The sequence below is a fragment of the Methylobacterium sp. 391_Methyba4 genome (genome assembly GCF_029691625.1).
GTDB lineage: Bacteria > Pseudomonadota > Alphaproteobacteria > Rhizobiales > Beijerinckiaceae > Methylobacterium > Methylobacterium fujisawaense.
In genome coordinates this window covers 2,032,499-2,054,780 of the sequence record NZ_CP121475.1, presented here as the reverse complement: position 1 = coordinate 2,054,780, position 22,282 = coordinate 2,032,499, and the positions used below count along the sequence as shown (strand labels likewise).

The following is a 22,282-nucleotide window of genomic DNA, read 5'->3' as shown; positions in this document are numbered from 1 at the left end:
TACAGCCGGCCGGACCGGGGTTCACCGAGGAGGCCGCCGACACCGACGGTGGCCCTTCAACGGAGACAGACCGCCATGGCCAAGCAGAAGACGCTGCAGGACGCCTTCTATGAGACCCTGAAGGACGTCTACTATGCCGAAAAGCAGTCGGTGAAGGCGCTCAAGAAGTCCGCCAAGGCGGCGGAGCACGACGCGTTGCGCCAAGCCTTCGAGACCCATGCGGAGGAGAGCGCCCAGCAGGTGGAGCGCCTGACGCAGGTCTTCGAGATCATCGGCAAGCCGGCCCGGGCCAAGACCTGCGAGGCGATGCAGGGGATCGTCTCCGAGATGGAGGAGGACCTCGACGACTTCGCGGGCAGCCCGGCCGCCGACGCGGTTCTGGCCGCCTGCGCCCAGGCGGTGGAGCATTACGAGATCGCCCGCTACGGCACCCTGAAGACCTGGGCCGCGCAGCTCGGCTACGCGGATGCCGCCAAGCTCCTGGACGAGACCCTGCAGGAGGAGAAGACCACCGACGCGCTGCTCTCCCGGATCGCCGGGACGATCAACGCGGCGGCCGATGCCGGGGAGGGCGAGGCGGAACCGGCGAAGGGCAAGGGCAAGAAGGGCGCCTGATCGCCCGCGGGGCCCGGCGCCCCTCGCGGGTGCCGGACAGCGGGGCCGCCCTCCGGCCGGGCCCGGCTCAGTTCGCCTTCTCGATGGCGCTGAGCGGCGTCCAGTAGCAGCGGTCCTGCGCGTCCTTCAGGGCGAGGCAGCCGTAGCTCATCGTCCGGGACTCGAGCCGGACTTCCTCGCCGGGCTTGAAGGACCGGCACTCGCCGCTGGCGAGGCTGCCCTTCAGCAACTGCCCGAACCCGGATTCGTCGCCCGCCATGACCAGCTTGAACAGGCGGTCGGTGACCTCCTGGCTGTGGCAGCCGAACCGCTCCTGGACGACCGTCTCGGCCGCGGTGGGCCGGGACAGGGCGGCGGTGACGGCGAGGGCGGCGAGGACGGGCAGGGCGAAGCGCATGCGCGGAACATATCCGCGGACCGCCCCGTGTCGAGCCCTCGGCGCGCCGGGGAGCCGCGGAGGATCGCCGCGGGTAACCCCGGCGCGGATCGCGGCGCGGTCGATCAGGAACGTGGCACCGCTCGGCCTCGGAACCTGGACGGGGGAGGTTCCTTCAATCCGAGCCGGCGCGTCCGGAGCGGGAATCCCGGCGTCGGCGGTCCGCCGACGCGCGCCCGGAAGCCCCTTGTCGAGAGCGCGGGTGCCTCGCGGGATCAAGCCGCCCCCGGCTGCCGCGAAGGCCGCCGTCGCCGGCGTGCCGGGCGGTGAGGACGGGCAGTGCCGATTTGCCCTACGCGGCGACGGGCCTGACCACGACGTCCTCGGCATAGACGAGGGTTGCCATGACGCCGGACCGGATCCGATCGAACACCGCGTCGAGATCCCCGACGCTCTGCATCAGCACGGCGCATGAGAGGGCGACGATCTGCGGGGTGCGATCCGTCCCTTCGGCGAGGAAGTCGCGGATCGCATCGACGAGGGACGCGGTGGCGTCCGCCTCCGCGGAGGCGCCGAGGACATGCAGGCAATCCTGCCGCAGGGACACGAGATTGCCGTCAACGACCGAGACCCATTGCCGGTCGTGATCGTAGATGAGCCAGCGCACCGATCCCGCCGCCACGGGAGCCAGACCCGCGAGATAGCGCTGAGCGGCTGCATCATCGAACATGGCGCGGGTTTAACGCCCGGCGGCCGGAACGCCAACGCGTCGGATCACCGTTGCGGAGCCCGGCCGATCCGCCGCGACGAGCCCGCAGATCGGGCCGCGGGCGTTCGAGCGGCGCGGCCTGACAGCGCCGCTCGAACGCGGACAGACGAAGGTCCCGGTCGCGGATCTCGCGAGGCGGTCGCCCGATTCGGATCCGGGCCACGCGCCGCTACGGCCCACCCCCCGCCTCGTCGCGCTTGGCCGCCTGCCACGCCGCCTCCATGGCGGCGAGGTCGGAGCGGCCGAGGGCGCCCCCGGAGGCCGCGAGGTGCCGCGCCATGGCGGCGAAGCGGCGCTCGAACTTGGCGGTCCCGTCGCGCAGGGCGGTCTCCGGGTCGATCCCGGCATGCCGGGCGAGGTTGGCCACCGAGAACAGGAGATCGCCGATCTCCTCGGACAGGGCCTGCGGGTCGCCCGCCGCCAGGGCCTCGGCGACCTCGTCGGTCTCCTCGCGGACCTTGTCGACGACCTGGGCGGCCTCGTCCCAGTCGAAGCCGTAGGCGGCCGCCCGCCGGGAGATCTTCTCCGCCCGGGCGAGGGCCGGCAGCGCCCGAGCGACGCCGCCGAGCGGGTCCGGCGTTGGATCCGGCGCGGCGCCTGTGTCCTGCAGCACCTCTTGCCGCTCTTTCTGGCGGGCCGCCCGTTCCTGCGCCTTGATCGCCGCCCACTGGGCCTCGACCTGGGCCGGATCCCGCAGGGGCGAGCCGGCGGGCAGGGGCGTGCCGTCCGGGGTGAAGACGTGGGGGTGGCGCCGGACCAGCTTGTCGCCGATGGCGCGGGCCACGTCGTCGAAGGCGAAGGCGCCCTGCTCCTCGGCCATGCGGGCGTGGAACACCACTTGGAGCAGCAGGTCGCCGAGTTCGTCCCGCAGGTCGCGCAGATCCCCCCGCGCCACCGCGTCGGCGACCTCGTAGGCCTCCTCGATCGTGTAGGGCACGATGGTGGCGAAGCTCTGCGCCACGTCCCAGGGGCAGCCGGCGACGGGATCGCGCAGGGTCGCCATCAGGCGCAGGAGCCGGCTCAGAGGCGCCTCCTCCGCAGCACCCGCCGCCTTCGCCCCGCCCGGCCCAGGCCGGCCCGCATCGCGTGTCTCGCTCATGCGGATGGCGTTAGAGCATGGCGCGGCGCAGGGAAATCCGCCCGCCGGCGTGCCCCTCGGGATCGCGATGCAGGTCCGGCCGCGCCAGCGGGCCATCGATGCGCGGGCCCCGGGGGCATCCGACTCCGGCGGCCGTCAGCGCGTCGCCCGGACGCAGGGCGGCTCCCGGGCCAGAGCCAGGGTGAACGACCAGAGGATCCGGCCGACCGAATCCGTCAGCACCGCGCCCCGGTCAGGATCATGGGGCTGGCGGTCCGGCCCAGCTCCCGGGCACCACGGATCGCCGCCTCCACGCCGTCCGCCTCCAGGTGGTCGCTGGCGGAGGCGAGGCCGCAGCGGCCGTCCGCATGCTCGAGGGTGTGTCGGAGGCAGAAGGCCGGCATCGCTTGGGCCGCCGCGAGGCGAATCACCGGCCGCCCGGGGCGCGGGCACGAGCCAAGCGCCGACGTGAGCGGTGCCGCCGGTCGGCGCGACTGATCCAGATCAAGCGGAAGCGCATGCGCCGCCGTCCGGCCCGCGCGCCGTGTCGCAGGGTGTCGCAGGCCGCCCGCGCCGGGCCCGCCGCCCGCTGCGGGAGGTTCGCGCGAGGCCGTGCCGGGTCTTGTTCCAGCGCAGCGGGGCGCGGACCAGCTCGATCAGCGCCAGCCACGCGGCCAGGCTGACCAGCAGGAAGTAGACCGGCATCCACGGGACCGACTGGGCGAGGTCCCCCCAGCCGCGCCGGGCGCAGCCGGCGAGGGCGGGCAGGACCAGGGCGGCGAGCCCCGTCCCGAACAGGGTGATGGCGAGCCCGGTGGGCAGGTTGTCCAGGAAGGCGGGCGCGGCCGGGATCTCCAGGACCAGGAAGGACCACGCCGCCGCGACGAGGCAGACCGGGTAGGCGAGCGCCGAGGCCACCGTCCCCGGGACCAGCGCGACGGCGCAGAGCGTCTCCAGGCCGCCGAGGCTGCGTGCGGTGTCGAGGGGGCGCCGCCCGTGGGTGAGGCTGGTCTGGACCAGACCTTTGAGCCAGCGGGTGCGCTGGCCGAGCCAGGGTCCGAGACGGGCGGGGGCCTCCTCGAAGGTGGGGCTGGGCAGGTCGCCGACGGTGTAGCCCGCGAGCGCCAGCCGCAGCCCGAGATCCGCATCCTCGGTGACGTTGTGGGCATCCCAGCCGTGCAGCGCCCGCACCACCGCGGTGCGCAGGTGCATCGAGGTGCCGCCGAGGGGGACCGGCAGGCCGCAGCGGGCGAAGGCCGGGTTCAGCACGTCGAACAGGCCGGCATATTCGAGGGCGAAGACGCGGGCGAGATACGAATCGCCGGCATTGTCGATCACGAGCCGCCCCTGGAGGCAGGCGGTGCGCGCGGGCAGGCGCGCGAACAGGGCGGCCGCCAGCCGCAGCTGTCCGGGATCGGGCACGTCCTCGGCGTCGTAGACCGTGAGCAGGGCGCCGCGGGCCAAAGGCAGCGCGGCGTTGAGCGCCCGGGGCTTGGTGCGCGGGCCGCCCGGGGGCACCGTGATCACCTCGAACCGGGCCGGCAGGGTGTCCCGGGGAAGGGCGGAAGCGGTCTCCGCGTCGTCCGCCTCGAGCAGCAGCTTGATGTCGAGCTTGGCGGCCGGATAATCGAGGGCGGAGAGCGCCCTGAGCAGGTCCGGCACCACCGCCGCCTCGCGGTGGAGGGGGACGAGGACCGTGTAGACCGGCAGGTCTGCCTCGGCGAGGGGCGCCACCGCCTCCGGCTCCACCGGGGCCGCGATGGCGAGGGCCGCGATCCGGAGGGCCGCCATGGCCAGGAACAGGATCTGCCCGGCGATCACCACCGCGCGCGCCAGCGGGGGCGGCAGCGCCGCGCACAGGCAGAGCGCGGCGGTGACCGCGAGGGCGAGGACCAGCAGCCAGCGGAGGGCGGGCTCGGGGGCCGTCGCCCGCTCGGGGGCGCGCCGCCGCAGGTCGTGCGCCGCATGATCCGCCACCTGCTCGGGCATGGCCGCGAACACGGCCTCGCGCAGGCGCGTGGGGCTGGTGATCGCCGGCATGGCGGCGCGGCACGGAGCGCGGCCCGGGGCGTCGAGGAGGTCCGCGATCGCCCGGCCCCGGGGCGCCAGCACCCAGGGCGACACCGATCCCGGCGCCAGCGGCGCGAGACCGGCCACCAGGCTGTCGGGGAAGCGCAGGCCCAGGCCGAACGGGATCGGGCCGTCGAGGTAGGGGGCGCCGAGCGCCCGGGCCAGGGCTTCGTAATAGGCCGATTCGGCGATCAGGCCGGCATTCAGCAGGGCGGTCGCCGCGTCGGTCCCGGCCGCGGCCGCCGCGGCGGCCGCCCGGACCAGCAGCCGGCCGTCGACGCCCTCGGCCAGCAGGAAGGCGATCTCCGACGGCAGGGCCGCCGGCCCCGTGGGCGGGCGCTGGACCGACACGCCGCGCTCCCCCGGTGGCCCCAGGACGTGGTAGAGGAGGGGGGTGAGCCAGTCCCCGCCCCCACGCTCCGAGAGGAGCACCACCCCCTCCCGATCGTCAAGAGGCGATAGGACACGCATCCCATCCCGATGCATGGCGGCCGTGCTCGCCGCCGCGCTCCTCGCGGCCCCGGCCGCGCCCGCCGGTGCTGCAGCCGGTGCCACCGCCGAGGCCACAGGTGTCACCGCCCCCCCCGCCGTCACGGTGCCGGATTTCTGGAACCCGCGCAGCCGGGGCGAGCGGATCGAGGCGCCCCAGACCGGCCGGGCGGTCCGCTTCCTCACGGACGACGAGTTCCCGCCGCTGCACTTCGCCGGCCCCGACGGCAACCCGACGGGCTTCGTGGTCGAGCTCGCCCGCGCCGTCTGCGAGAAGCTGACGATCACCTGCACGGTGCAGGCGCGCCGCTTCGACACCCTGCTCGATGCCCTCGACAGCCGGCAGGGCGACGTGGTCGCGGCCGCCATTCCCCTGACGGCGACGCTGCGGCAGAAATTCCTGGCGACGCGGCCGTATTTCCGCTGGCCGGCGCGGTTCGCCGCCCGGACCGACAAGGGCCTGCCCGTCCCCTCGGCGGCGGCGCTCGCCGGCCGCAGCGTCGGGGTCATCGCCGGCAGCGCCCATGCGGCCTACCTGAAGGCGTTCTTCCCGAAGGCCGTGGCCAAGGACTTCACCGACCTGGCGGCGGCCGAGGGCGCGCTCAAGCGCGGCGAGATCGACTACCTGTTCGCCGACGGCCTGAACCTCGCCCTCTATGTCGGCGGCCAGGACGCGGAGGCGTGCTGCGCGCTCATCGGCGGCGACTATCTGGAGAACCGCTATTTCGGGGAGGGGATCGGCCTGATCACCCGCCCGGAGGACGCCGCCCTCTCCCGGGCCCTGGACGACGCGCTCCAGCGGGTCTGGGACGACGGCAAGTACACCGAATTGTACCTGCGGTTCTTCCCGGTGAGCCCGTTCTGACGGACTTCCTTCCTGGGCGATGATGCCGCCGTCGACCAGTTCATGCCGGACGGGGCGGCGGAGCCGGGCGCCGCAGTCTCAGGCCACGAGCTCAGGCCACGAGCGCGGGCGCGCGATGGAACCCCGCATTGCACCGTCAGGCGTTCCGCTCCGATGCGAACCGCTCTAGGGTGCGCGCTCCCAATTCGCGTTCATCCCCGAAGACATGCAAGCCGCCCCCCCAGCCCTGACCCTCGACCCCGACATCATCGAGGCCGCCGCCAACGCCGCCGCCTGGCCCTTCGAGGAGGCGCGCAAGCTCGTGGCGCGGCTGGAGAAATCCGGCAAGACGGAGGTGCTGTTCGAGACCGGCTACGGCCCCTCGGGCCTGCCGCATATCGGCACCTTCGGGGAGGTCGCCCGCACCTCCATGGTGCGCCACGCCTTCCGGGTGCTCACCCGCGACGCGGTGCCGACCCGGCTGATCGCCTTCTCGGACGACATGGACGGGCTGCGCAAGGTTCCGGACAACGTGCCGAACCGCGAGATGCTGGCCGGCCATCTCAACCAGCCGCTCACCCGCGTGCCGGACCCGTTCGGCACCCATGACAGCTTCGGGGCGCACAACAACGCCGAGCTGCGCCGCTTCCTCGACGCCTTCGGGTTCGCCTACGAGTTCCGATCGGCGACCGAATGCTACCGCTCGGGCGTGTTCGACGCGACGCTGCTGCGGGTGCTGGAGCGCTACGACGCCGTCATGGAGATCATGCTGCCGTCCCTGCGGGCCGAGCGCTCGGCGAGCTACTCCCCGTTCCTGCCGCTCCACCCGGTCACCGGCCACGTGATGCAGGTGCCGATCGACGCGGTGAACGCCGGCAGCGGCACCATCGCGTGGCGCGATCCCGCCACGGGCGAGCGCTACGAGACCCCGGTGACCGGCGGCCACGCCAAGCTGCAATGGAAGCCCGACTGGGCGATGCGCTGGGTGGCGCTGGGCGTCGATTACGAGATGGCCGGCAAGGACCTGATCGATTCGGTCAAGCTCTCCGCCAAGATCGCCCGGGCGCTCGGCGGCGAGCCGCCGGAGGGCTTCAACTACGAGCTGTTCCTCGACGAGAAGGGCCAGAAGATCTCGAAGTCGAAGGGCAACGGCCTGACCATCGACGAGTGGCTCAAGTACGGCACGCCGGAATCGCTCGCCCTGTTCATGTACAACAAGCCGCGCGAGGCCAAGCGTCTGTTCTTCGACGTGATCCCCCGGCACGTCGACGAGTATATCGGCTTCCTCGACCGCTATGCCGGCCAGGACGCGAAGCTCCGCCTCGGCAACCCGGTCTGGCACCTGCACGCCGGCACCCCGCCGGAGCCCGAGACGGTCGAGGGCGCGAGCCTGACCTTCGCGATGCTGCTCAACCTCGCCGCGGTGGCCAACACCGAGGATCCGGCGGTGCTGTGGGGCTTCATCCGCCGCTACGCGCCGCAGACCGGGCCGGAGACCCATCCGGGCCTCGACCGGCTGGTCAAGCACGCGCTGAAATACTTCTCGGATTTCGTGCGGCCGGCCAAGACCTACCGGGCGCCGACCCCGGAGGAGCGGGCGGCCCTGGAGGATCTGTCGGAGACCCTCAGGGACCATGCCGGCTCCACCGATCCGGAGGCCCTGCAGGCGGCGGTCTACGAGGTGGGGCGGCGCCACTTCCCCGACACGTCCGGCAAGGCCAAGAGCCCGGACGGGCGGCCCGGCGTGTCGCAGGCGTGGTTCACGAGCCTCTACAACGTGCTGTTCGGCGAGGCGCGCGGACCCCGCTTCGGCTCCTTCGTGGCCCTCTACGGCGTGGCGGAGACCCGGAGCCTGATCGAGGCGGCCCTCTCGGGCGCGCTGGTGGCCGAGCACGAAGCCTTCGTGGCCGGCACGGCCAAGGTCGCGTGAGCAAGGACCGCAGGAGGGCGTGATGGTCGTCGACAGCCTCGCCGCCCTGGAGGCGATCTACACCGCCCCCCCGGCGGCCGCCTCCACCGCCAAGGTGGCGGATTCGGTCACGCCGGACTACGCGGCGCTGATCGAGGCCTCGCCCTTCGCGGTGCTGGCGACGAGCGGCCCGGAAGGGCTCGATTGCAGCCCCCGCGGCGACCAGCCGGGCTTCGTGCGGGTCGCCGATCCGCGCACGCTGATCCTGCCCGACCGGCGCGGCAACAATCGGATCGACTCGCTCCGCAACATCGTGCGCGATCCGCGGGTGGCGCTGCTGTTCCTGATCCCGGGCTCGGGCACGACGCTCCGGGTGAACGGGCGGGCGGTGATCTCGGCCGATCCGGATCTCCTCGCCACGTTCCGGGTCGACGGCCACGCGCCGCGCACCGCAATCGTGATCACGGTCGCGGAGATCTACTTCCAGTGCGCCCGGGCGATCATCCGGGCCAAGCTGTGGGATCCGGATGCCCGCGTCGATCCGGCGAGCCTGCCGACGCCCGGGTCGATCCTCGCGGCGCTCACCGCAGGCGCGGTCGGCGGCCAGCGCTACGACGCGGAATGGCCGGAGCGGGCGGCCAAGACGATGTGGTGAGGGACGAGTCTAGGCGCCGGCCTGTCCGACCCGCTGCCTCATCCTGAGAGAGGTGGACGTTTCGGGCACCAGCCGGCGGGCCGCTCCGGGATCCCTCACCCCACCAGCGCGAGATCCTGCGTCTCGGTATCGGGGATGACGTCGACCTCGACCTTGAGGCGCTGCTTGCCCGAGCCGCTGACGATGCCGTCCACGGGGGCCACGTCGCCGTAGTCGCGGCCGCGGGCCACCACGATGTGGTCGTCCTGCACCGGCACGCCGTTGGTCGGGTCGAGGCCGAGCCAGCCGTCCCCGCACCAGACCGCCACCCAGGCATGGCTCGCATCCGCCCCGCGCAGGCGCGGGCGGCCCGGCGGCGGCACGGTGCGCAGGTAGCCGCTGATATAGGCCGCCGGCAGGCCCATGCCGCGCAGGGCCGCGATCATCACGTGGGCGAAATCCTGGCAGACCCCGGCCCGGAGCGCGAAGGATTCGGCGAGCGGCGTGGAGACGGTGGTGGCCTTGGCATCGAAGCGGAAGTCCCGGCCGATCCGCAGCATCAGGTCGTGGGCCGCCCCGTAGGCGCTGCGGCCGGCGGAGAAGCTCGGCCGGGCATAGTCGGTGATCGCGGGCAGCAGCGGCACCCGGCCGCTCGGGAACAGGAAATGCACCGGCGCCCGGCCGGCAAGGTCGCGCCCGGCCACCACGGCGTCGCGGACCCGCTCCCAGGCCATGCCGGATTCCGGCGGCGGCGGGGCCGGGCGCTCGACCCGCACGGTGGAGAGCGCCTCGACGCTGAAGGTGGTGTGCGGCGCCTCCAGGGTGATCGCCACGGCCTCGATCCCGAAATAGTCGCGCCGCATCACCGCGCGGGCCGGGCTCGGGTCGATCGTGACGGCGCTCGCCAGCACGCTCTGGCCCTCGCCCTCCTGCGGCTTGAGCCGCAGGGTGCAGCGGGCGAAGTGCACCGGCCGCCCGTAGCGGTAGGTGGTGCGGTGGCGCAGCGTGTAGATCACGCCAGCCCCGTCAGCTTCTCGGGGCGCAGCGCGTTCGGCCCGGTGGGGAAGTAGCGGGCCGCGATGCCGTCGGCCAGCCGCTCCAGGTCGGTCGCCAGCGCGGTGAGGCGCACGGCGTCGAAATCCGCGGCCTCGCCGCTGCGCAGCTCCGCCAGGATCCGGGTGGCGAGGCGGCAATGGGGCTCGGGGATGCCGTCCGCGGCCAGCGCCGGCAGGTCGGCGAGGTGCCGGGTGATCGCCTCGGCCTGGAAGGCGATCGAGCGCGGGTTGTAGGGGTCGAGCAGCACCATGTCGCGGACCGGATCGAGGGCCGCCCCCTGCAGGTAGCGCCGCCCGTAGCTGATCTGCGAATCGCACAGCGACAGCATCACCCCGAGGCAGCCGGGCGTCGCCTCGTCGTTGGCGAAGGCCAGCGCGAAGGCGCCGGTGTTGATCGCCCGCTCGATGCGCCGGCCGAGCTCGATGAAGTGCCAGCCCTCGGCGCGGCTCATGTTTTCGTGGGTGAGGCCGGCGAGCGCCGCGAGCTGGCTCAGGGCCCGCTCGGCGCGGCCGGCGAGCTGCGACTCGGTGAAGGCCCGCTCGGTGTTGAGGGACAGGAACTCGTTCAGGTCGGCCAGCACCCGCCACGCCTCGCCGGACAGGCGGGCGCGGAGCGCGGCGGCGTTGCGGCGGGCCGCGAGGATGTGGGACCGCGCCGAGCCCGGCCGATCGCGCCCGGCGAGCGCCTCCAGGGCGAGGCGGGCGGTGGGCAGGTCGGCCGCGCCGATGGCGCCCCATTCGTGCAGGAGGGCCCGGAGCGCCAGGGCCGCGGGCGTGTCGAGGGCGCCCGAGATGTCGGTCCCGACGGCGTCGCCGACGCTGCGCAGATGGGCGAGCACCAGCCGGATCACCGCCTCGCCGCGCTCCAGGTAGCGTCCGAGCCAGAACAGGCCGTCGGCGGCCCGGGCCGGGAGATGGCCGCCGACCCGCCGCACCCGCGGGGCCGCCTGCGTGCCGATCAGGGGCGCGGCGACCGGCTTCTCGGACAGCACCCAGACGTCGGCGGAGCGGATGCCGAGCCGCAGCTCGATCGGGTCGACGTCCTCGCGCTCGGAGACCCGGCAGAAGCCGCCGGGCATGACCTGCCAGCCGAGCGGCGTCCGCGTGGCGAAGACGCGGACCACGAAGGGGCGGGGGACCAGGACGAGGCCGTCCGGCCCGCGCTCCCAGCCCGGCATGGTCGAGAGCGGCGCGGCCTCCTGGGCGACGTAGTCGAAGGGCCGGTCGCGCAGGGCGGCGACGACCCGCTCCCGCTCGGCCGCCAGGACCGGGCCCGCGAGGATCGCGTCGCGCCCCGCACCGCGCTGGGGCGTGGCGGCCGGGCGCAGGGTCAGGCTGTCGAGGTTGGCCTGGGCATGCGCCAAGCCCTCCAGGTCGCCGCACCACCACGTGCGCGGATGGCCGAGCCTTAGGGGCTCGCCGAGGACGCGCCGGGCGATGCCGTCGAGATAGGGGGCGAGCGCGGCCGACTCGACGAGGCCCGAGCCCGGCATGTTGGTCATCACCAGGGAGCCGTTGCGCAGGGCCTCGAGGATCCCGGGCACGCCGAGCCGCGAAGCCGGATTCAGCTCCAGGGGGTCGAGGAAGTCGGAGTCGATCCGCCGCCACAGGGCGTCGGCCCGCTTCAGGCCCGAGACGGTGCGCACGTGCAGGCGGCCGTCCCGCATGACGAGGTCGTCGCCCTCCACCAGCATCAGGCCGAGATAGCGGGCCAGCGCCGCCTGCTCGACATAGGTGCTGCTGTAGGGGCCGGAGGTCAGCAGGCAGATCCGCGGGTCGACACGCTCGGCCCCCAGCGCCAGGCCATCGCGAAAGGCCTGGAAGAAGGCCGGCAGGCGCTCGACGTGGAGGTCCTGGAAGAAGTCCGGGAAGGTCCGGGCCAGGACCATCCGGTTCTCCAGCGCCCAGCCGAGGCCCGAGGGGGCCTGCGTCCGGTCGGCCAGCACCTGCCACCGCCCGTCCGGGCCCCGGCCGAGATCGGCGGCGTAGAGCTTGAGGTAATGGCCGCCGGGGGGCGTGACGCCGTGGAGCGGGTGCAGGAACTCCGGCGTGCCGGCCACGATCGCGGCGGGCAGCAATCCCTCGGCGACCAGCCTACCATCCCCGTAGACGTCGGCGAGGATCGCCTCCATCAGCTCCGCGCGCTGGACGATCCCGGCGCTGAGGGCCGCCCACTCGGACCCCTCGATCACCAGGGGCAGGCAGCCCAGCGGCCAGGGATGCTCCCGCTGGTCGCCGGCGATGCGGAACGAGATGCCCGCGTCCCGGATGTGCCGCTCCGCCGCGACGAAGCGGGCCATGATCTCCGGCTCGGTGAGGCCGCCGAGACGGTCGAGCAGGCGCGGCCACGCCCCGCGCGGAGCGCCATCCGGGCCCAGGAACTCGTCCGGCCGGCCGGGGGCGGGGCGGTAGCCCGCGCTCCAGCGGGCGACGCGCTCCCGCGGGCCCTCCGGCCGCTCGGCCCGGCCGCGGCTGCCCGCGAGCGCCGCCTCCATCACGGCCCCCCGGTCACTGCGGCTTGCGGATCCACACAGCGTGGACGGCGACGCGGCCGCAGAAGGGAGCGCGGGTCCCCTCTCCTGTGCGGGAGAGGGACAGGGTGAGGGGTCGGGTCTACCCGAAAGGGGCGCGTCCTGCCGGCGCGTCGACCCTGAAGCCTCTCGTCCCTCACCCCAACCCTTTCCCGCACGGGAGAGGGGGCGCGTCGCGCTCTGTCGTCCGCGTCCGTGTCCGACCCAGATGTGTGGACATCGCGGATCATTGCGGGGCCGGCATCCGCAGGTCGAGGGTGAGGGGGAACTCGGCGCTCGATTCCGGCCGGGGCATGTCGATCCGGCCGGGGGTATGGCCGTGCGGCTGGAACCGGGCGAGGCGGCGCCCCTCCGCCTCGTAGGCGTTCACCGGATGGGTCTCGTAGTTGCGGCCGCCCGGATGGGCGACGTGGTAGCGGCAGCCGCCGAGCGAGCGCCCGTTCCAGGCATCGAGGATGTCGAAGGTGAGCGGCGAGTGGGCCGGGATCGTCGGATGCAGCGAGGAGGCCGGCTGCCACGCCTTGAAGCGCAGGCCCGCCACGGCCTCGCCGCCGCGGCCGGTGCCGGTCATGGGCAGCCGGCGGCCGTTGCAGGCGATGACGTGCCGCTCGGGCACGAAGCCCTCGACCTTGACCTGCAGCCGCTCGACCGAGCTGTCGACGAAGCGCACGGTGCCCCCGCTGGTCCCTTCCTCGCCCATCACGTGCCAGGGCTCCAGCGCCTGGCGCAGCTCCATCCGGACCCCGCCCTGCTCGACCGTGCCGAAGACCGGGAACCGGAACAGGGCCTGCGCCTCGAAGGCGACCGGATCGAAAGCGTACCCCGCCGCCCGGAGATCCTCCAGCACCGAGAGGAAGTCGGACCAGAGGAAATGCGGCAGCATGAACCGATCGTGGAGGTTCGTGCCCCAGCGGACACAGCCGCCGGTCTGCGGCTCCCGCCACAGCCAGGCCACGAGGGCGCGGAGCAGGAGCTGCTGCGCGAGGCTCATCCGGGCGTCCGGCGGCATCTCGAAGGCCCGGAACTCCAGCAGGCCGAGGCGCCCGGTGGGCCCGTCCGGCGAGTAGAGCTTGTCGATGCAGATCTCGGCCCGGTGGGTGTTGCCGGTGACGTCCACGAGGATGTTGCGGAACACCCGGTCGACGAGCCAGCGCGGGATGTTGGGCGCGTCGGGGGCGGGGATCTGGGCGAGCGCGATCTCCAGTTCGTAGAGCCCGTCGTGGCGCGCCTCGTCCATGCGGGGGGCCTGGCTCGTCGGGCCGATGTAGAGGCCCGAGAACAGGTACGAGAGCGCCGGGTGGCGCTGCCAGTAGAGCACGAGGCTCTTGAGCAGGTCGGGCCGGCGCAGGAACGGCGAATCGTCCGGCGTGACGCCGCCCATGACCACGTGGTTGCCGCCGCCGGTGCCGGTGTGGCGCCCGTCGGTCATGAATTTTTCCGCGCCGAGCCGGGTTTGCCTCGCCTCGGCGTACAAGTCGGTGGTGATGGCGACCGCCTCCCGCCAGGAGGCGGCCGGGTGGACGTTGACCTCGATCACGCCCGGATCGGGGGTGACCTTGATCACGCCGATCCGCGGGTCGTAGGGCGGCTCGTAGCCTTCCAGCTGGATCGGCAGGTTCAGCTCGGCGGCGGCCGCCTCCAGGTGGCCGGCGAGTTCGAGATACTCGTCGGCGCGCTGCACCGGCGGCATGAACACCCGCACCACCCCGTCGCGGGGCTCGATCGAGAGCGCCGTGCGCACCGCGACGCCGGTGATCCCTGAACCGTTGACGGTGGTCGCGCCGGGACGCCCGTCGGTGAGGGGCGGGCGCGACTCCAGGGGGTCCTGCGGCTGGTAGTAGGGATAGTGCTCCGGCGGCACGTAGGGCAGGGACGACAGGGGCAGGCGGAAGCCCACCGGCGAGTCGCCCGGCACCAGGAAGGCGGCGCCGCGCCGGAAGTCCCAGGCTTCCGAGATCCAGACCCGGTCGGCGTCGCCGTCCCTGCCGGTGGGCAGGCTCGCCAGCGGCAGGACGTAGCCCGCGGCCTCAGCCAAGCCCCGCTCGTAGACCCGCTTGATCCGGGCGTCGAACTCCACGGAGCCGGACCGGGCCGCGGCGGGCGTGACGTTGACCGGCAGTTCGGCGGCCTTCTTCTCCCAGACCTCGCTGTCCTCGAAGGCCGGGATGACGTAGTCGGCGAGGCCGAGGCGGCGGGCCAGCGCGTCGGCGAGGGCCTTGGCCTGCGCGATCGTGGCTTCGCCCGCCTGGCCTGCGGCCGCCTCGGGGGCGATCAGGTCCGGATTCCGCCAGATCGGCTGGCCGTCCTTGCGCCAGTACAGGGCGAAGGCCCAGCGGGGCAGGCTCTCGCCGGGATACCACTTGCCCTGGCCGTAATGCAGCAGCCCCCCCGGGCCGAACCGGTCGCGCAGGCGCCGGATCAGCGTGTCGGCGAGCCCCCGCTTGGTCGGGCCGACCGCGGCGATGTTCCATTCGGGCGATTCGAAATCGTCCACCGAGACGAAGGTCGGCTCGCCGCCCATGGTCAGGCGCACGTCCTGCGCGGCGAGGTCGGCATCGATCCGCTCGCCGAGCGCGTCCATGGACGCCCAGACCGCGTCCGAGAACGGCTTGGTGATCCGCGGCGTCTCGGCGACGCGGGTGATGCTCATTGCGAAGCCGAACTCGGTCTTGGCCGGCTCGACCGCCCCCGAGATCGGCGCGGCCGAGCGGTAATGCGGCGTCGCCGCGAGCGGGATATGGCCCTCGCCGGTGAGCAGACCCGAGGTCGCGTCCATGCCGATCCAGCCGGCGCCCGGCAGGTAGACCTCGGCCCAGGCATGGAGGTCGGTGAAGTCCGACGCGGTGCCGGTGGGGCCGTCGACCGCGACGGTGTCGGGCACGAGCTGGATCAGGTAGCCGGAGACGAACCGGGCGGCGAACCCGATCCGGCGCAGCACCTGCACGAGCAGCCACGCCGAATCCCGGCAGGAGCCGCTCTTGAGGCGCAGGGTCTCGGCGGGCGTCTGGACGCCGGGCTCCATGCGCACGCCGTAGGCGGTCTCCCGGGCGATCTGGGCGTTGAGCGCCACCAGGAACTGCACGGTGCTGGGTTCCGCGGGGAGCCGGGCGAGCAGCGCCGCCATCTCGGGGCCATCCGCATCCACCGGCGCGCGGTAGGGGGCCAGCTCCTCGGCGAGGTCCGGGTCATACGCGAAGGGGTGGGTCTGGGCGTAATCCTCGACGAAGAAGTCGAACGGGTTGATCACCGCCAGGTCGGCGGTGAGGTCGACCTGGATCTTCAGCTCGTCGGTCTTCTCCGGGAAGACGAGGCGGGCGAGCCAGTTGCCGCTCGGATCCTGCTGCCAGTTCAGGAAGTGGTTGGCGGGCGTCACCGTGAGCGCGTAGGCCGGAACCTTGGTGCGCGCGTGCGGGGCCGGGCGCAGGCGGATCACCTGGGGGCCCAGGCTGATCGGCCGGTCGTAGCGGTAATGCGTGACGTGGTGCAGGGCGGCTTTGATCGACACGATGGCTCCGTCTGAAGGATCGAATCCGGCCTCGGCGCCGGTTCCGGACGTCACGGCGGGTCGACCATCGCCCCCCACCGCGCGGTTATGCGACACGAACCGAGACACAAGCAATTTCCGTGCGGCGGCGCCCAGGCCTCCGAACCTCTGGCCGGAACTTTGCCGCCTGGCCCCGCTTTGACCGGCAGGTGGGCCGGGTGCCGGCCCGGGACCGCGCGATGAAGATCTTCCAGTGCCAGGCCTGCGACCAGCCGGTCACCTTTGAGGCGACCGCCTGCGAGAGCTGTGCGCGGCAGCTGGGCTATACGTGCGTGGTCCACGAGGTCTCGGCCCTGGAGCCGCAGGGGGCCTCGGCGCACCCGCTGATGGGCGGCGCGCAGGTCTTCCACGCCTACGCGGATCCCGGACGGCGCTACCGCCTGTGCAACAACGCCGTTTCGGAGGCCTGCAACTGGCTGGTGCCGGAGGACAGCCCCGACATCTACTGCACCGCCTGCCGCCACAACCGCGTGGTGCCGGACCTGTCGCAGACCTGGAACCTCACCCGCTGGCGCCAGATCGAGGCCGCCAAGCGCAGGCTGTTCTATTCGCTGCTGCGCCTGGACCTGCCGCTCGCCACCCGCGCCCAGTACACGGACGGGCTGGCCTTCGACTTCCTGGCCGACCCGTCCGAGAGCTTCTCCGGCGGAATGCCGGTGCTGACGGGGCACATCAACGGCCTGATCACCATGAACATCGCCGAGGCCGACGATGTCGAGCGGGAGCGCCGCCGAATCCTGTTCGGCGAGCATTACCGCACCCTGCTCGGCCATTTCCGGCACGAGATCGGGCATTACTTCTGGTACCTGCTGGTGATGAACAGCCCCACCATGGGGGCCTTCCGGGCGCTGTTCGGCGACGAGCGCCTGAACTACGTCCAGGCGCTGCAGAACCATTACGCGCGGGGCGCGCCCGCCGACTGGGACGAGGCCTACGTGTCGGCCTACGCCACGGCGCATCCCTGGGAGGACTTCGCCGAGACCTTCGCGCATTACCTGCACATCGTCGACACGGTGGAGACCGCCTCGACCTTCGAGCTGCACGTGCGCCCGCGCCTGCGCCACGGGCAGGCGGCACCGACCGTGATCGACTTCGACCCCTACAACACCCAGGATCTCGACCGGCTGATTGCGGCGTGGCTGCCGCTGACCTACGCGATCAATTCGCTCTCCCACAGCATGGGCCAGCCGGCGCTCTACCCGTTCAAGCTGACGCCGACGGTGATCGCCAAGCTCGCCTTCGTGCACGAGCGGATCTACGCCTCCCGCACCGGCATCCTGCCGGATGCCGGCGAGGCGGGCGCCGAGATGCTCCGGGCGGTGATCCTGGGCCTGCGCCAGAAGGTGCCTGCGCCGACGGTGTGAGGGCAGGGCGGACGGACGGGCGCCTCACGCCCCCCCGTGACGTTCCGCGAAGGCGCGGAACGCCGCCAGGGTCTCGGCGCTGACATGGTGCTCGATCCCCTCCGCGTCCCGCCGGGCGGTCTCGGGGCTCACCCCCAGCGCGCACAGGAAGCGTTCGACGATCCGGTGGCGCTCCCGCGCCTGGGCGGCGAGCCGGCGGCCGGCCTCGGTCAGGAACACGCCGCGATAGGGCCGCTGCTGGACGAACCCGTCCTCGCACAGACGCTTGAGCATCTTGGCGACGGTGGGCTGCGCCACGCCGAGGCGGGCCGCGATGTCCACTTGGCGCGCCTCGCCGCCGTCGCCGATCAGGTCGTCGATCAGCTCGACGTAATCCTCGACCAGCTCGGACCGCCGCGCCTCGCGGGCCTGCCGGAAGCTCTCCACGTGCCGCTCGGGATCGACCAGCGCGGTCTCGGGCGAGCCCGGCTCGGACGGTTCCTGCATCGGCTCTCCCTCTCGGCACGCACACGCCGCCCCGCCCCTGTCTAGCAAAAACCGGCGGCCGGAGGGGAGTCCCACGCGGCGCGCGGAAAACCCCTTGAATCCCGCGGCCGCAGCCCTGAATATAGCCCGAGCTATATCTTTGAGGAGAGGGTGAGCATGGTGGCGCCGAACGCCGGGACGGCCCCCGGGGGCGCCCCGCCCGGGGCGATGAGCCGGCGGACGGAGAGCGCCATCCGCGACGTCCTCGAAGGGCGGGCGGGTGGACGGGGCCGGTTCCTGCTGTTCGCGGGTCCGGCCGTGACGGCGTCGATCGCCTACATGGACCCCGGCAACTTCGCCACCAACATCCAGGCCGGCGCCCGCTACGGCTACGGGCTGCTCTGGGTGGTGCTGCTCGCCAACTTCACGGCGATGCTGTTCCAGGCCCTGTCGGCCAAGCTCGGCATCGTGACCGGCAAGAACCTGGCCGAGCATTGCCGGGACGCGACGTCGCGGCCGGTGCGCCTCACCCTGTGGGGCATCAGCGAGGTCGCCGCGATGGCCACCGACCTCGCGGAGTTCCTCGGCGGCGCCATCGGCCTGTCGCTGCTCACCGGCATGCCGCTGATGGCCGGGATGGCGATCACCGCGATCGTCACCTACGCGATCCTGCTCCTGGAGCACGAGGGCTTCCGGCCCCTGGAGATCGCCATCGGGGCGATGGTCGGCACGATCGGCCTCTGCTACGCGATCGAGCTGCTGATCGCCCCGGTGGCCTGGGGCGAGGCCGCGAAGGGCCTCGTCACCCCGCGGATCCCGGACGCGGAGGCGCTCACCATCGCGGTGGGGATCATCGGCGCCACCGTGATGCCGCACGCCCTGTTCCTGCATTCCGGCCTGACCCAGGGGCGCGGCAGCCCGCGGAACGAGGCCGACCGGCGCCTTCTGGTGCGCTACTCCAACCGCGAGGTGGTGGTGGCTCTGCTGCTCGCGGGCCTCGTCAACATGGCGATGGTGATCATGGCGGCGGCGGCCTTCCATGCCGGCCACAGCGGGGTCGCCGAGATCGGCGAGGCCTACCGGACCCTGACGCCGCTGCTCGGCCCCGCGGCCGGGGCGGCCTTCCTGGTGTCGCTGCTCGCCTCCGGGATCTCCTCCTCGGTGGTGGGGACGCTCGCCGGCCAGCTGGTGATGCAGGGCTTCACCGGCTGGCGCATCCCGCTCCTCGTGCGCCGGCTCGTGACCATGCTGCCCGCCTTCGTGGTGGTGGCGATCGGCGTCGATCCGACCCGGGCGCTGGTCCTGTCCCAGGTGGTGCTGTCGCTGGCCCTGCCGGTGCCGATGGTGGCGCTGGTGGTGTTCACCCGCCGCCGGAGCGTGATGGGTCCCTTCGCCAACGGGCCGCTCACCCAGGCGGCGGCCGTCGCGGGGGCGGCCGTGGTGCTCGCCCTCAACATGGTCCTGCTGGCGGCGGCCTTCGGGATACCGGTGCCGGGGCTGGGGTAAGCCCGCGAGGCGGCCGGTCGATGTGATCGGCCGGCCCGGTTTTGCTCCTAGAACAGCGCGACGAGGGCGACGCCGGCGATCATCAGCACGCCGCCGAGGATGCGCCAGAGACTGGCGGGGTGGCGCTCGAAGCCGACCCACCCGAAATTGTCCAGCACGATCGATGTGGCGACCCCGGCCGTGACGAGGAGGCCCAGGAACGGGGCGGCCCCGATCTGACGGGCCACGACGAACTGCGCCAGAATGATGCCTCCGCCCAGGACCCCGCCGAACCACGCCCACCAGGGCATCCCGAGGGCTTGCGCGGCCGTCGGCCAAGCGAGCCTCCCGGAGATGAGCCCCACCGCGAGGATGCAACTCGCGGTCCCGGCGGCGACCACGAGGCCGGCGACCAGCGATTCGGCCAGCCCCTTCGACAGCGTCCCGTTCTGTCCGGCCTGGACGGCGTTGGCCACGCCGGCCAGCAGCGCGAAACCGTAGAGGTACCACATGGCTGAGATCCCGCCCGGTCAAACCGATCCCTAGGGCAGCCCGGGCCGGACGTCCGTGTTCCTCGGCAGCCTCTGTGTCCGAACGCCGCGACGGCCCTCAGGCCGCGCCCCTCGGAGGCCGGCGGAGGGGCGGCCCCTCACGTCGCCCGCACCACCACCTCCACGAGGTTGGTCCCTCCCGACCGGATCCCGGCCTCGATCGCCGGGGCGATGTCGGCGGCCCGGGTCACGCGCTGCGCGGGGACCCCCATCGAGGCGGCCAGGGCCGGAAAATCGATGCGCGGGTCGGTGAGGTCCATGGCGATGAAGCGGTTGGCCCGCACCGAGGCGTAGTGCGCCTGGCCCTTCATGAAGGTCTTGAGGATGTTGTACTCGGCGTTGTTGATCACCACGAAGGTGACCGGAAGTTTTTCGTGCGCGGCGGTCCAGAGGGCCTGGGGCGAGTACATCGCGGCCCCGTCACCCACGACGCAGACCACGGGCGCCCGGTCGAGCCCCAAGGAAAACCCCACCGCGGCCGGCATGCCCCAGCCGAGGACGCCGCCGCGCATCGCCGCGTATTGATGGGCCGACGGGCTGTCGAGGAAGGTGCGCAGGTGGGTCAGCGTCGCGGGCGCCTCGTCCACGATGGTGGTCTCGGCCCCGACCGCGCGGGCCACCTCCCGGGCGGCGACCAGCGGCGCGATCACCGGATCCTCGAAGGCCGCATCCGCCGCGGCGGCGAGCGTCGCCCGCCGCTCGGCCCGGGCGGTCACCGCCTGGGCGCGCAGCTGCGCGAAGGCCTCGGCCCGGTCGGCGAGGCGGGGGCTTAGCAGCGGCAGCAGGGCGTCCAGTGAGGCGCGGATGTCGCCCACGGTCGAGAGGCTCGTGGCATAGGTGCGCCCGAGGTCGCGCACGTCGGCCGAGAGCTGGAAGACCTGCACCCCCGGCGGCACCGCCGAGACCTCCGAGTAGAGCACGGTGATCAGCGACTTGCCGCCCAGCGCGAACACCGCGTCGTAGCGCCCGAGGATGGCGGCGATGGCGTCGGCCCGGGTCGGCAGGTTCCCGGCCCAGAGCGGGTGCGCGGTGGGAAAGGGGATGTGGGCCGGCCAGGACGAGCCGTAGACCGGCGCCGCCAGCAGGTCGGCGAGCGCGACCATCTGGGCCGAGGCGTCCGAGGCGTCGATCTCGTCGCCGGCGATCAGGGCGAGGCGGCCGGGCGCGATGGCGGCGAGCTTGTCCGCCAGCCGGTCGAGGGAACCCGCCACCGCCCGCTGGTCGATGGTCGAGGTCTCGCCCGCCGGTACGGCGCTCATCGCCTCCATCACGTCCATGGGCAGGGACAGGAAGACCGGGCCGGACGGGGCGGCGGCGGCATCGTGGAAGGCCCGGCGCAGCAGGATCGGGATCTGGTCCGGGCTCGTCACCTCCCGGGCCCACTTCATCACCGGGTCGGCGATGGCCACGAGGTCGCCCATCAGCAGCGGGTCGGTCAGCGCGTGGCGGAGATCCTGCTGCCCGGCGGTGACCACCAGCGGCGTGCCGGAGACCTGGGAATTCACGAGCCCGCCCATGGCGTGGCCGAGGCCGCCCGCCGTGTGCAGGTTGAGGAAGGCGGGCCGCCGGGCGCCCTGCGCGTAGCCGTCCGCCATCGCCACCGCGGTCGCCTCCTGCAGGGCGAGGATGTAGGCGATGTCCGGCGCCTCGGTGAGCGCGTCGATGAGCGGCAATTCGGTGGTGCCGGGATTGCCGAAGATGTAGCGCACCCCCTCCGAGCGCAGCACCTCCACCAGGAGGTCGGCGCCCCGGCGCCGGCCGGCGGTCTCCACGGTCTCGATCGACATGCCCTGTCCTCTCCGGCGGAATCAGCGGGAGGCTAAACCATGGGCGGGCCGGGGCAATGCCGCGGCTCCGCCCGCATCCCGAGAGCCGACCGAGAGCCGAACCGTCACGCCGATCGCGAAGAGGGTGCCGGAAGAGGGGGCCGGCGCCCGATGCGGCCCCCTTGCGGACGGCGTGCGGCGGGCCGCAACCGATCGGCAGCCTTTCTGGCGTAACCTGCCGTGGCCGGGATGCTCCCGCCCCCTCAGGCGCAGGCCTGAAGGTCCATGCCACCGACCAGGACGACACCCATGCGGATCGCGGCTCCCCTTGCGCTCCTGGCCACGCTGGGCCTCCCCGCCATCGCGCAGGCGCAAGGCTTGGAGCGCGGCGCCCAGGAGGGCGCCTCGCGCGGCGAGGAGATGGCGGGCCCCCTCGGGGCGATCGTCGGCGGCGCGATCGGTGCCGCCGTGGGCACGGCCAACGGCATCCTCGGCGTCGACCGGCGGGAGCGATTCCGCATCTACGCCCTCGGCGAGCGCCGCCCGTCCGTCGCCCTCGCGGGCCCCGTTCGGGTCGGAACCGTGCTACCGGAGGAGGGCGTCGTGTATTACGATGTCCCGCGCGAGTTCGCTTTGCCGGAGTACAGCTACACGATCGTCAACGGCCATCCGGTGCTCGTCGAGCCACGCACGCGCCGCATCGTGGAGGTGATCGACTGACGGTTCCCTCCCGGTGG

At 73.0% G+C, this 22,282-nt stretch carries 18 protein-coding genes; 7 read left to right on the top strand and 11 right to left on the bottom strand.

Features of this window, described 5'->3' with window-relative positions:
* Positions 1-75: 75 nt before the first annotated feature.
* Positions 76-615 (top strand): DUF892 family protein, encoded by a 540-nt coding sequence (locus P9K36_RS09570; protein WP_043756791.1) that lies wholly within the window; start codon positions 76-78, stop codon positions 613-615.
* Positions 616-682: 67 nt separating this feature from the next.
* On the opposite strand, the gene P9K36_RS09565 is transcribed toward P9K36_RS09570, so the two are convergent.
* The 5 genes from P9K36_RS09565 to P9K36_RS09545 all read right to left on the bottom strand — a co-directional run bounded on the left by P9K36_RS09565 (position 683) and on the right by P9K36_RS09545 (position 5,340).
* Positions 683-1,012 carry a hypothetical protein gene (locus P9K36_RS09565; protein ID WP_278306932.1) on the bottom strand — a complete coding sequence of 110 codons (330 nt, stop codon included), beginning with the start codon at positions 1,010-1,012 and terminating at the stop codon, positions 683-685.
* Positions 1,013-1,343: 331 nt separating this feature from the next.
* Complete coding sequence (locus tag P9K36_RS09560; RefSeq protein WP_043379694.1) at positions 1,344-1,721, bottom strand: hypothetical protein; 378 nt, start codon at positions 1,719-1,721, stop codon at positions 1,344-1,346.
* A 208-nt stretch (positions 1,722-1,929) separates the two neighbouring features.
* Positions 1,930-2,859, bottom strand: coding sequence for a nucleoside triphosphate pyrophosphohydrolase (mazG, locus tag P9K36_RS09555; protein WP_278306931.1), 930 nt, complete (start codon positions 2,857-2,859; stop codon positions 1,930-1,932).
* 215 nt (positions 2,860-3,074) lie between these two features.
* Positions 3,075-3,269 carry a hypothetical protein gene (locus tag P9K36_RS09550; RefSeq protein ID WP_278306930.1) on the bottom strand — a complete coding sequence of 65 codons (195 nt, stop codon included), beginning with the start codon at positions 3,267-3,269 and terminating at the stop codon, positions 3,075-3,077.
* A gap of 73 nt (positions 3,270-3,342) precedes the next feature.
* A complete protein-coding gene (locus tag P9K36_RS09545; protein ID WP_278306929.1) occupies positions 3,343-5,340 on the bottom strand; it encodes a glycosyltransferase family 2 protein in 1,998 nt (665 codons plus the stop codon).
* Between the two features lie 52 nt (positions 5,341-5,392).
* On the opposite strand from P9K36_RS09545, the gene P9K36_RS09540 reads away from it, so the two are divergent.
* From P9K36_RS09540 to P9K36_RS09530, 3 genes are all read left to right on the top strand, one after another.
* Positions 5,393-6,262 (top strand): transporter substrate-binding domain-containing protein, encoded by an 870-nt coding sequence (locus P9K36_RS09540; protein ID WP_278306928.1) that lies wholly within the window; start codon positions 5,393-5,395, stop codon positions 6,260-6,262.
* A gap of 205 nt (positions 6,263-6,467) precedes the next feature.
* Positions 6,468-8,171, top strand: a complete 1,704-nt coding sequence (locus P9K36_RS09535; RefSeq protein WP_043756775.1) for a lysine--tRNA ligase — start codon at positions 6,468-6,470, stop codon at positions 8,169-8,171.
* A 22-nt stretch (positions 8,172-8,193) separates the two neighbouring features.
* Positions 8,194-8,805 carry a pyridoxamine 5'-phosphate oxidase family protein gene (locus P9K36_RS09530; RefSeq protein ID WP_043379707.1) on the top strand — a complete coding sequence of 204 codons (612 nt, stop codon included), beginning with the start codon at positions 8,194-8,196 and terminating at the stop codon, positions 8,803-8,805.
* A gap of 95 nt (positions 8,806-8,900) precedes the next feature.
* Here P9K36_RS09530 and P9K36_RS09525 read toward each other — a convergent pair whose 3' ends face one another.
* The 3 genes from P9K36_RS09525 to P9K36_RS09515 all read right to left on the bottom strand — a co-directional run bounded on the left by P9K36_RS09525 (position 8,901) and on the right by P9K36_RS09515 (position 15,875).
* Entirely contained in the window at positions 8,901-9,800 is a 900-nt protein-coding gene (locus P9K36_RS09525) for a transglutaminase family protein (RefSeq protein WP_043357963.1), read from the bottom strand.
* Positions 9,797-12,334 carry a circularly permuted type 2 ATP-grasp protein gene (locus tag P9K36_RS09520; protein WP_043357961.1) on the bottom strand — a complete coding sequence of 846 codons (2,538 nt, stop codon included), beginning with the start codon at positions 12,332-12,334 and terminating at the stop codon, positions 9,797-9,799. The genes P9K36_RS09525 and P9K36_RS09520 overlap by 4 nt, the downstream gene beginning before the upstream one ends.
* Before the next feature lie 262 nt (positions 12,335-12,596).
* Positions 12,597-15,875 carry a transglutaminase family protein gene (locus tag P9K36_RS09515; RefSeq protein WP_053608326.1) on the bottom strand — a complete coding sequence of 1,093 codons (3,279 nt, stop codon included), beginning with the start codon at positions 15,873-15,875 and terminating at the stop codon, positions 12,597-12,599.
* Positions 15,876-16,093: 218 nt separating this feature from the next.
* Here P9K36_RS09515 and P9K36_RS09510 point away from each other — a divergent pair, with 218 nt between their 5' ends.
* Positions 16,094-17,278 (top strand): putative zinc-binding metallopeptidase, encoded by a 1,185-nt coding sequence (locus P9K36_RS09510; RefSeq protein ID WP_043379837.1) that lies wholly within the window; start codon positions 16,094-16,096, stop codon positions 17,276-17,278.
* A gap of 24 nt (positions 17,279-17,302) precedes the next feature.
* Here the strand turns inward: P9K36_RS09510 and mntR are convergent, their stop codons facing one another.
* The gene (gene mntR, locus P9K36_RS09505) at positions 17,303-17,764 is read right to left on the bottom strand and encodes a manganese-binding transcriptional regulator MntR (protein WP_020093314.1); all 462 of its coding nucleotides are present in this window, start codon (positions 17,762-17,764) and stop codon (positions 17,303-17,305) included.
* A 156-nt stretch (positions 17,765-17,920) separates the two neighbouring features.
* On the opposite strand from mntR, the gene P9K36_RS09500 reads away from it, so the two are divergent.
* Complete coding sequence (locus tag P9K36_RS09500; RefSeq protein WP_043357949.1) at positions 17,921-19,249, top strand: Nramp family divalent metal transporter; 1,329 nt, start codon at positions 17,921-17,923, stop codon at positions 19,247-19,249.
* Between the two features lie 47 nt (positions 19,250-19,296).
* Here P9K36_RS09500 and P9K36_RS09495 read toward each other — a convergent pair whose 3' ends face one another.
* Both P9K36_RS09495 and P9K36_RS09490 read right to left on the bottom strand, forming a co-directional pair.
* Positions 19,297-19,740, bottom strand: a complete 444-nt coding sequence (locus P9K36_RS09495; RefSeq protein ID WP_075380052.1) for a DMT family transporter — start codon at positions 19,738-19,740, stop codon at positions 19,297-19,299.
* Between the two features lie 137 nt (positions 19,741-19,877).
* Positions 19,878-21,566 (bottom strand): thiamine pyrophosphate-binding protein, encoded by a 1,689-nt coding sequence (locus P9K36_RS09490; RefSeq protein ID WP_043379714.1) that lies wholly within the window; start codon positions 21,564-21,566, stop codon positions 19,878-19,880.
* Between the two features lie 288 nt (positions 21,567-21,854).
* Between P9K36_RS09490 and P9K36_RS09485 the strand changes: the two genes are divergently transcribed.
* Positions 21,855-22,265: a DUF1236 domain-containing protein gene (locus P9K36_RS09485; protein ID WP_043356963.1), complete on the top strand. Its 411-nt coding sequence runs from the start codon at positions 21,855-21,857 to the stop codon at positions 22,263-22,265.
* Positions 22,266-22,282 lie beyond the last annotated feature (17 nt).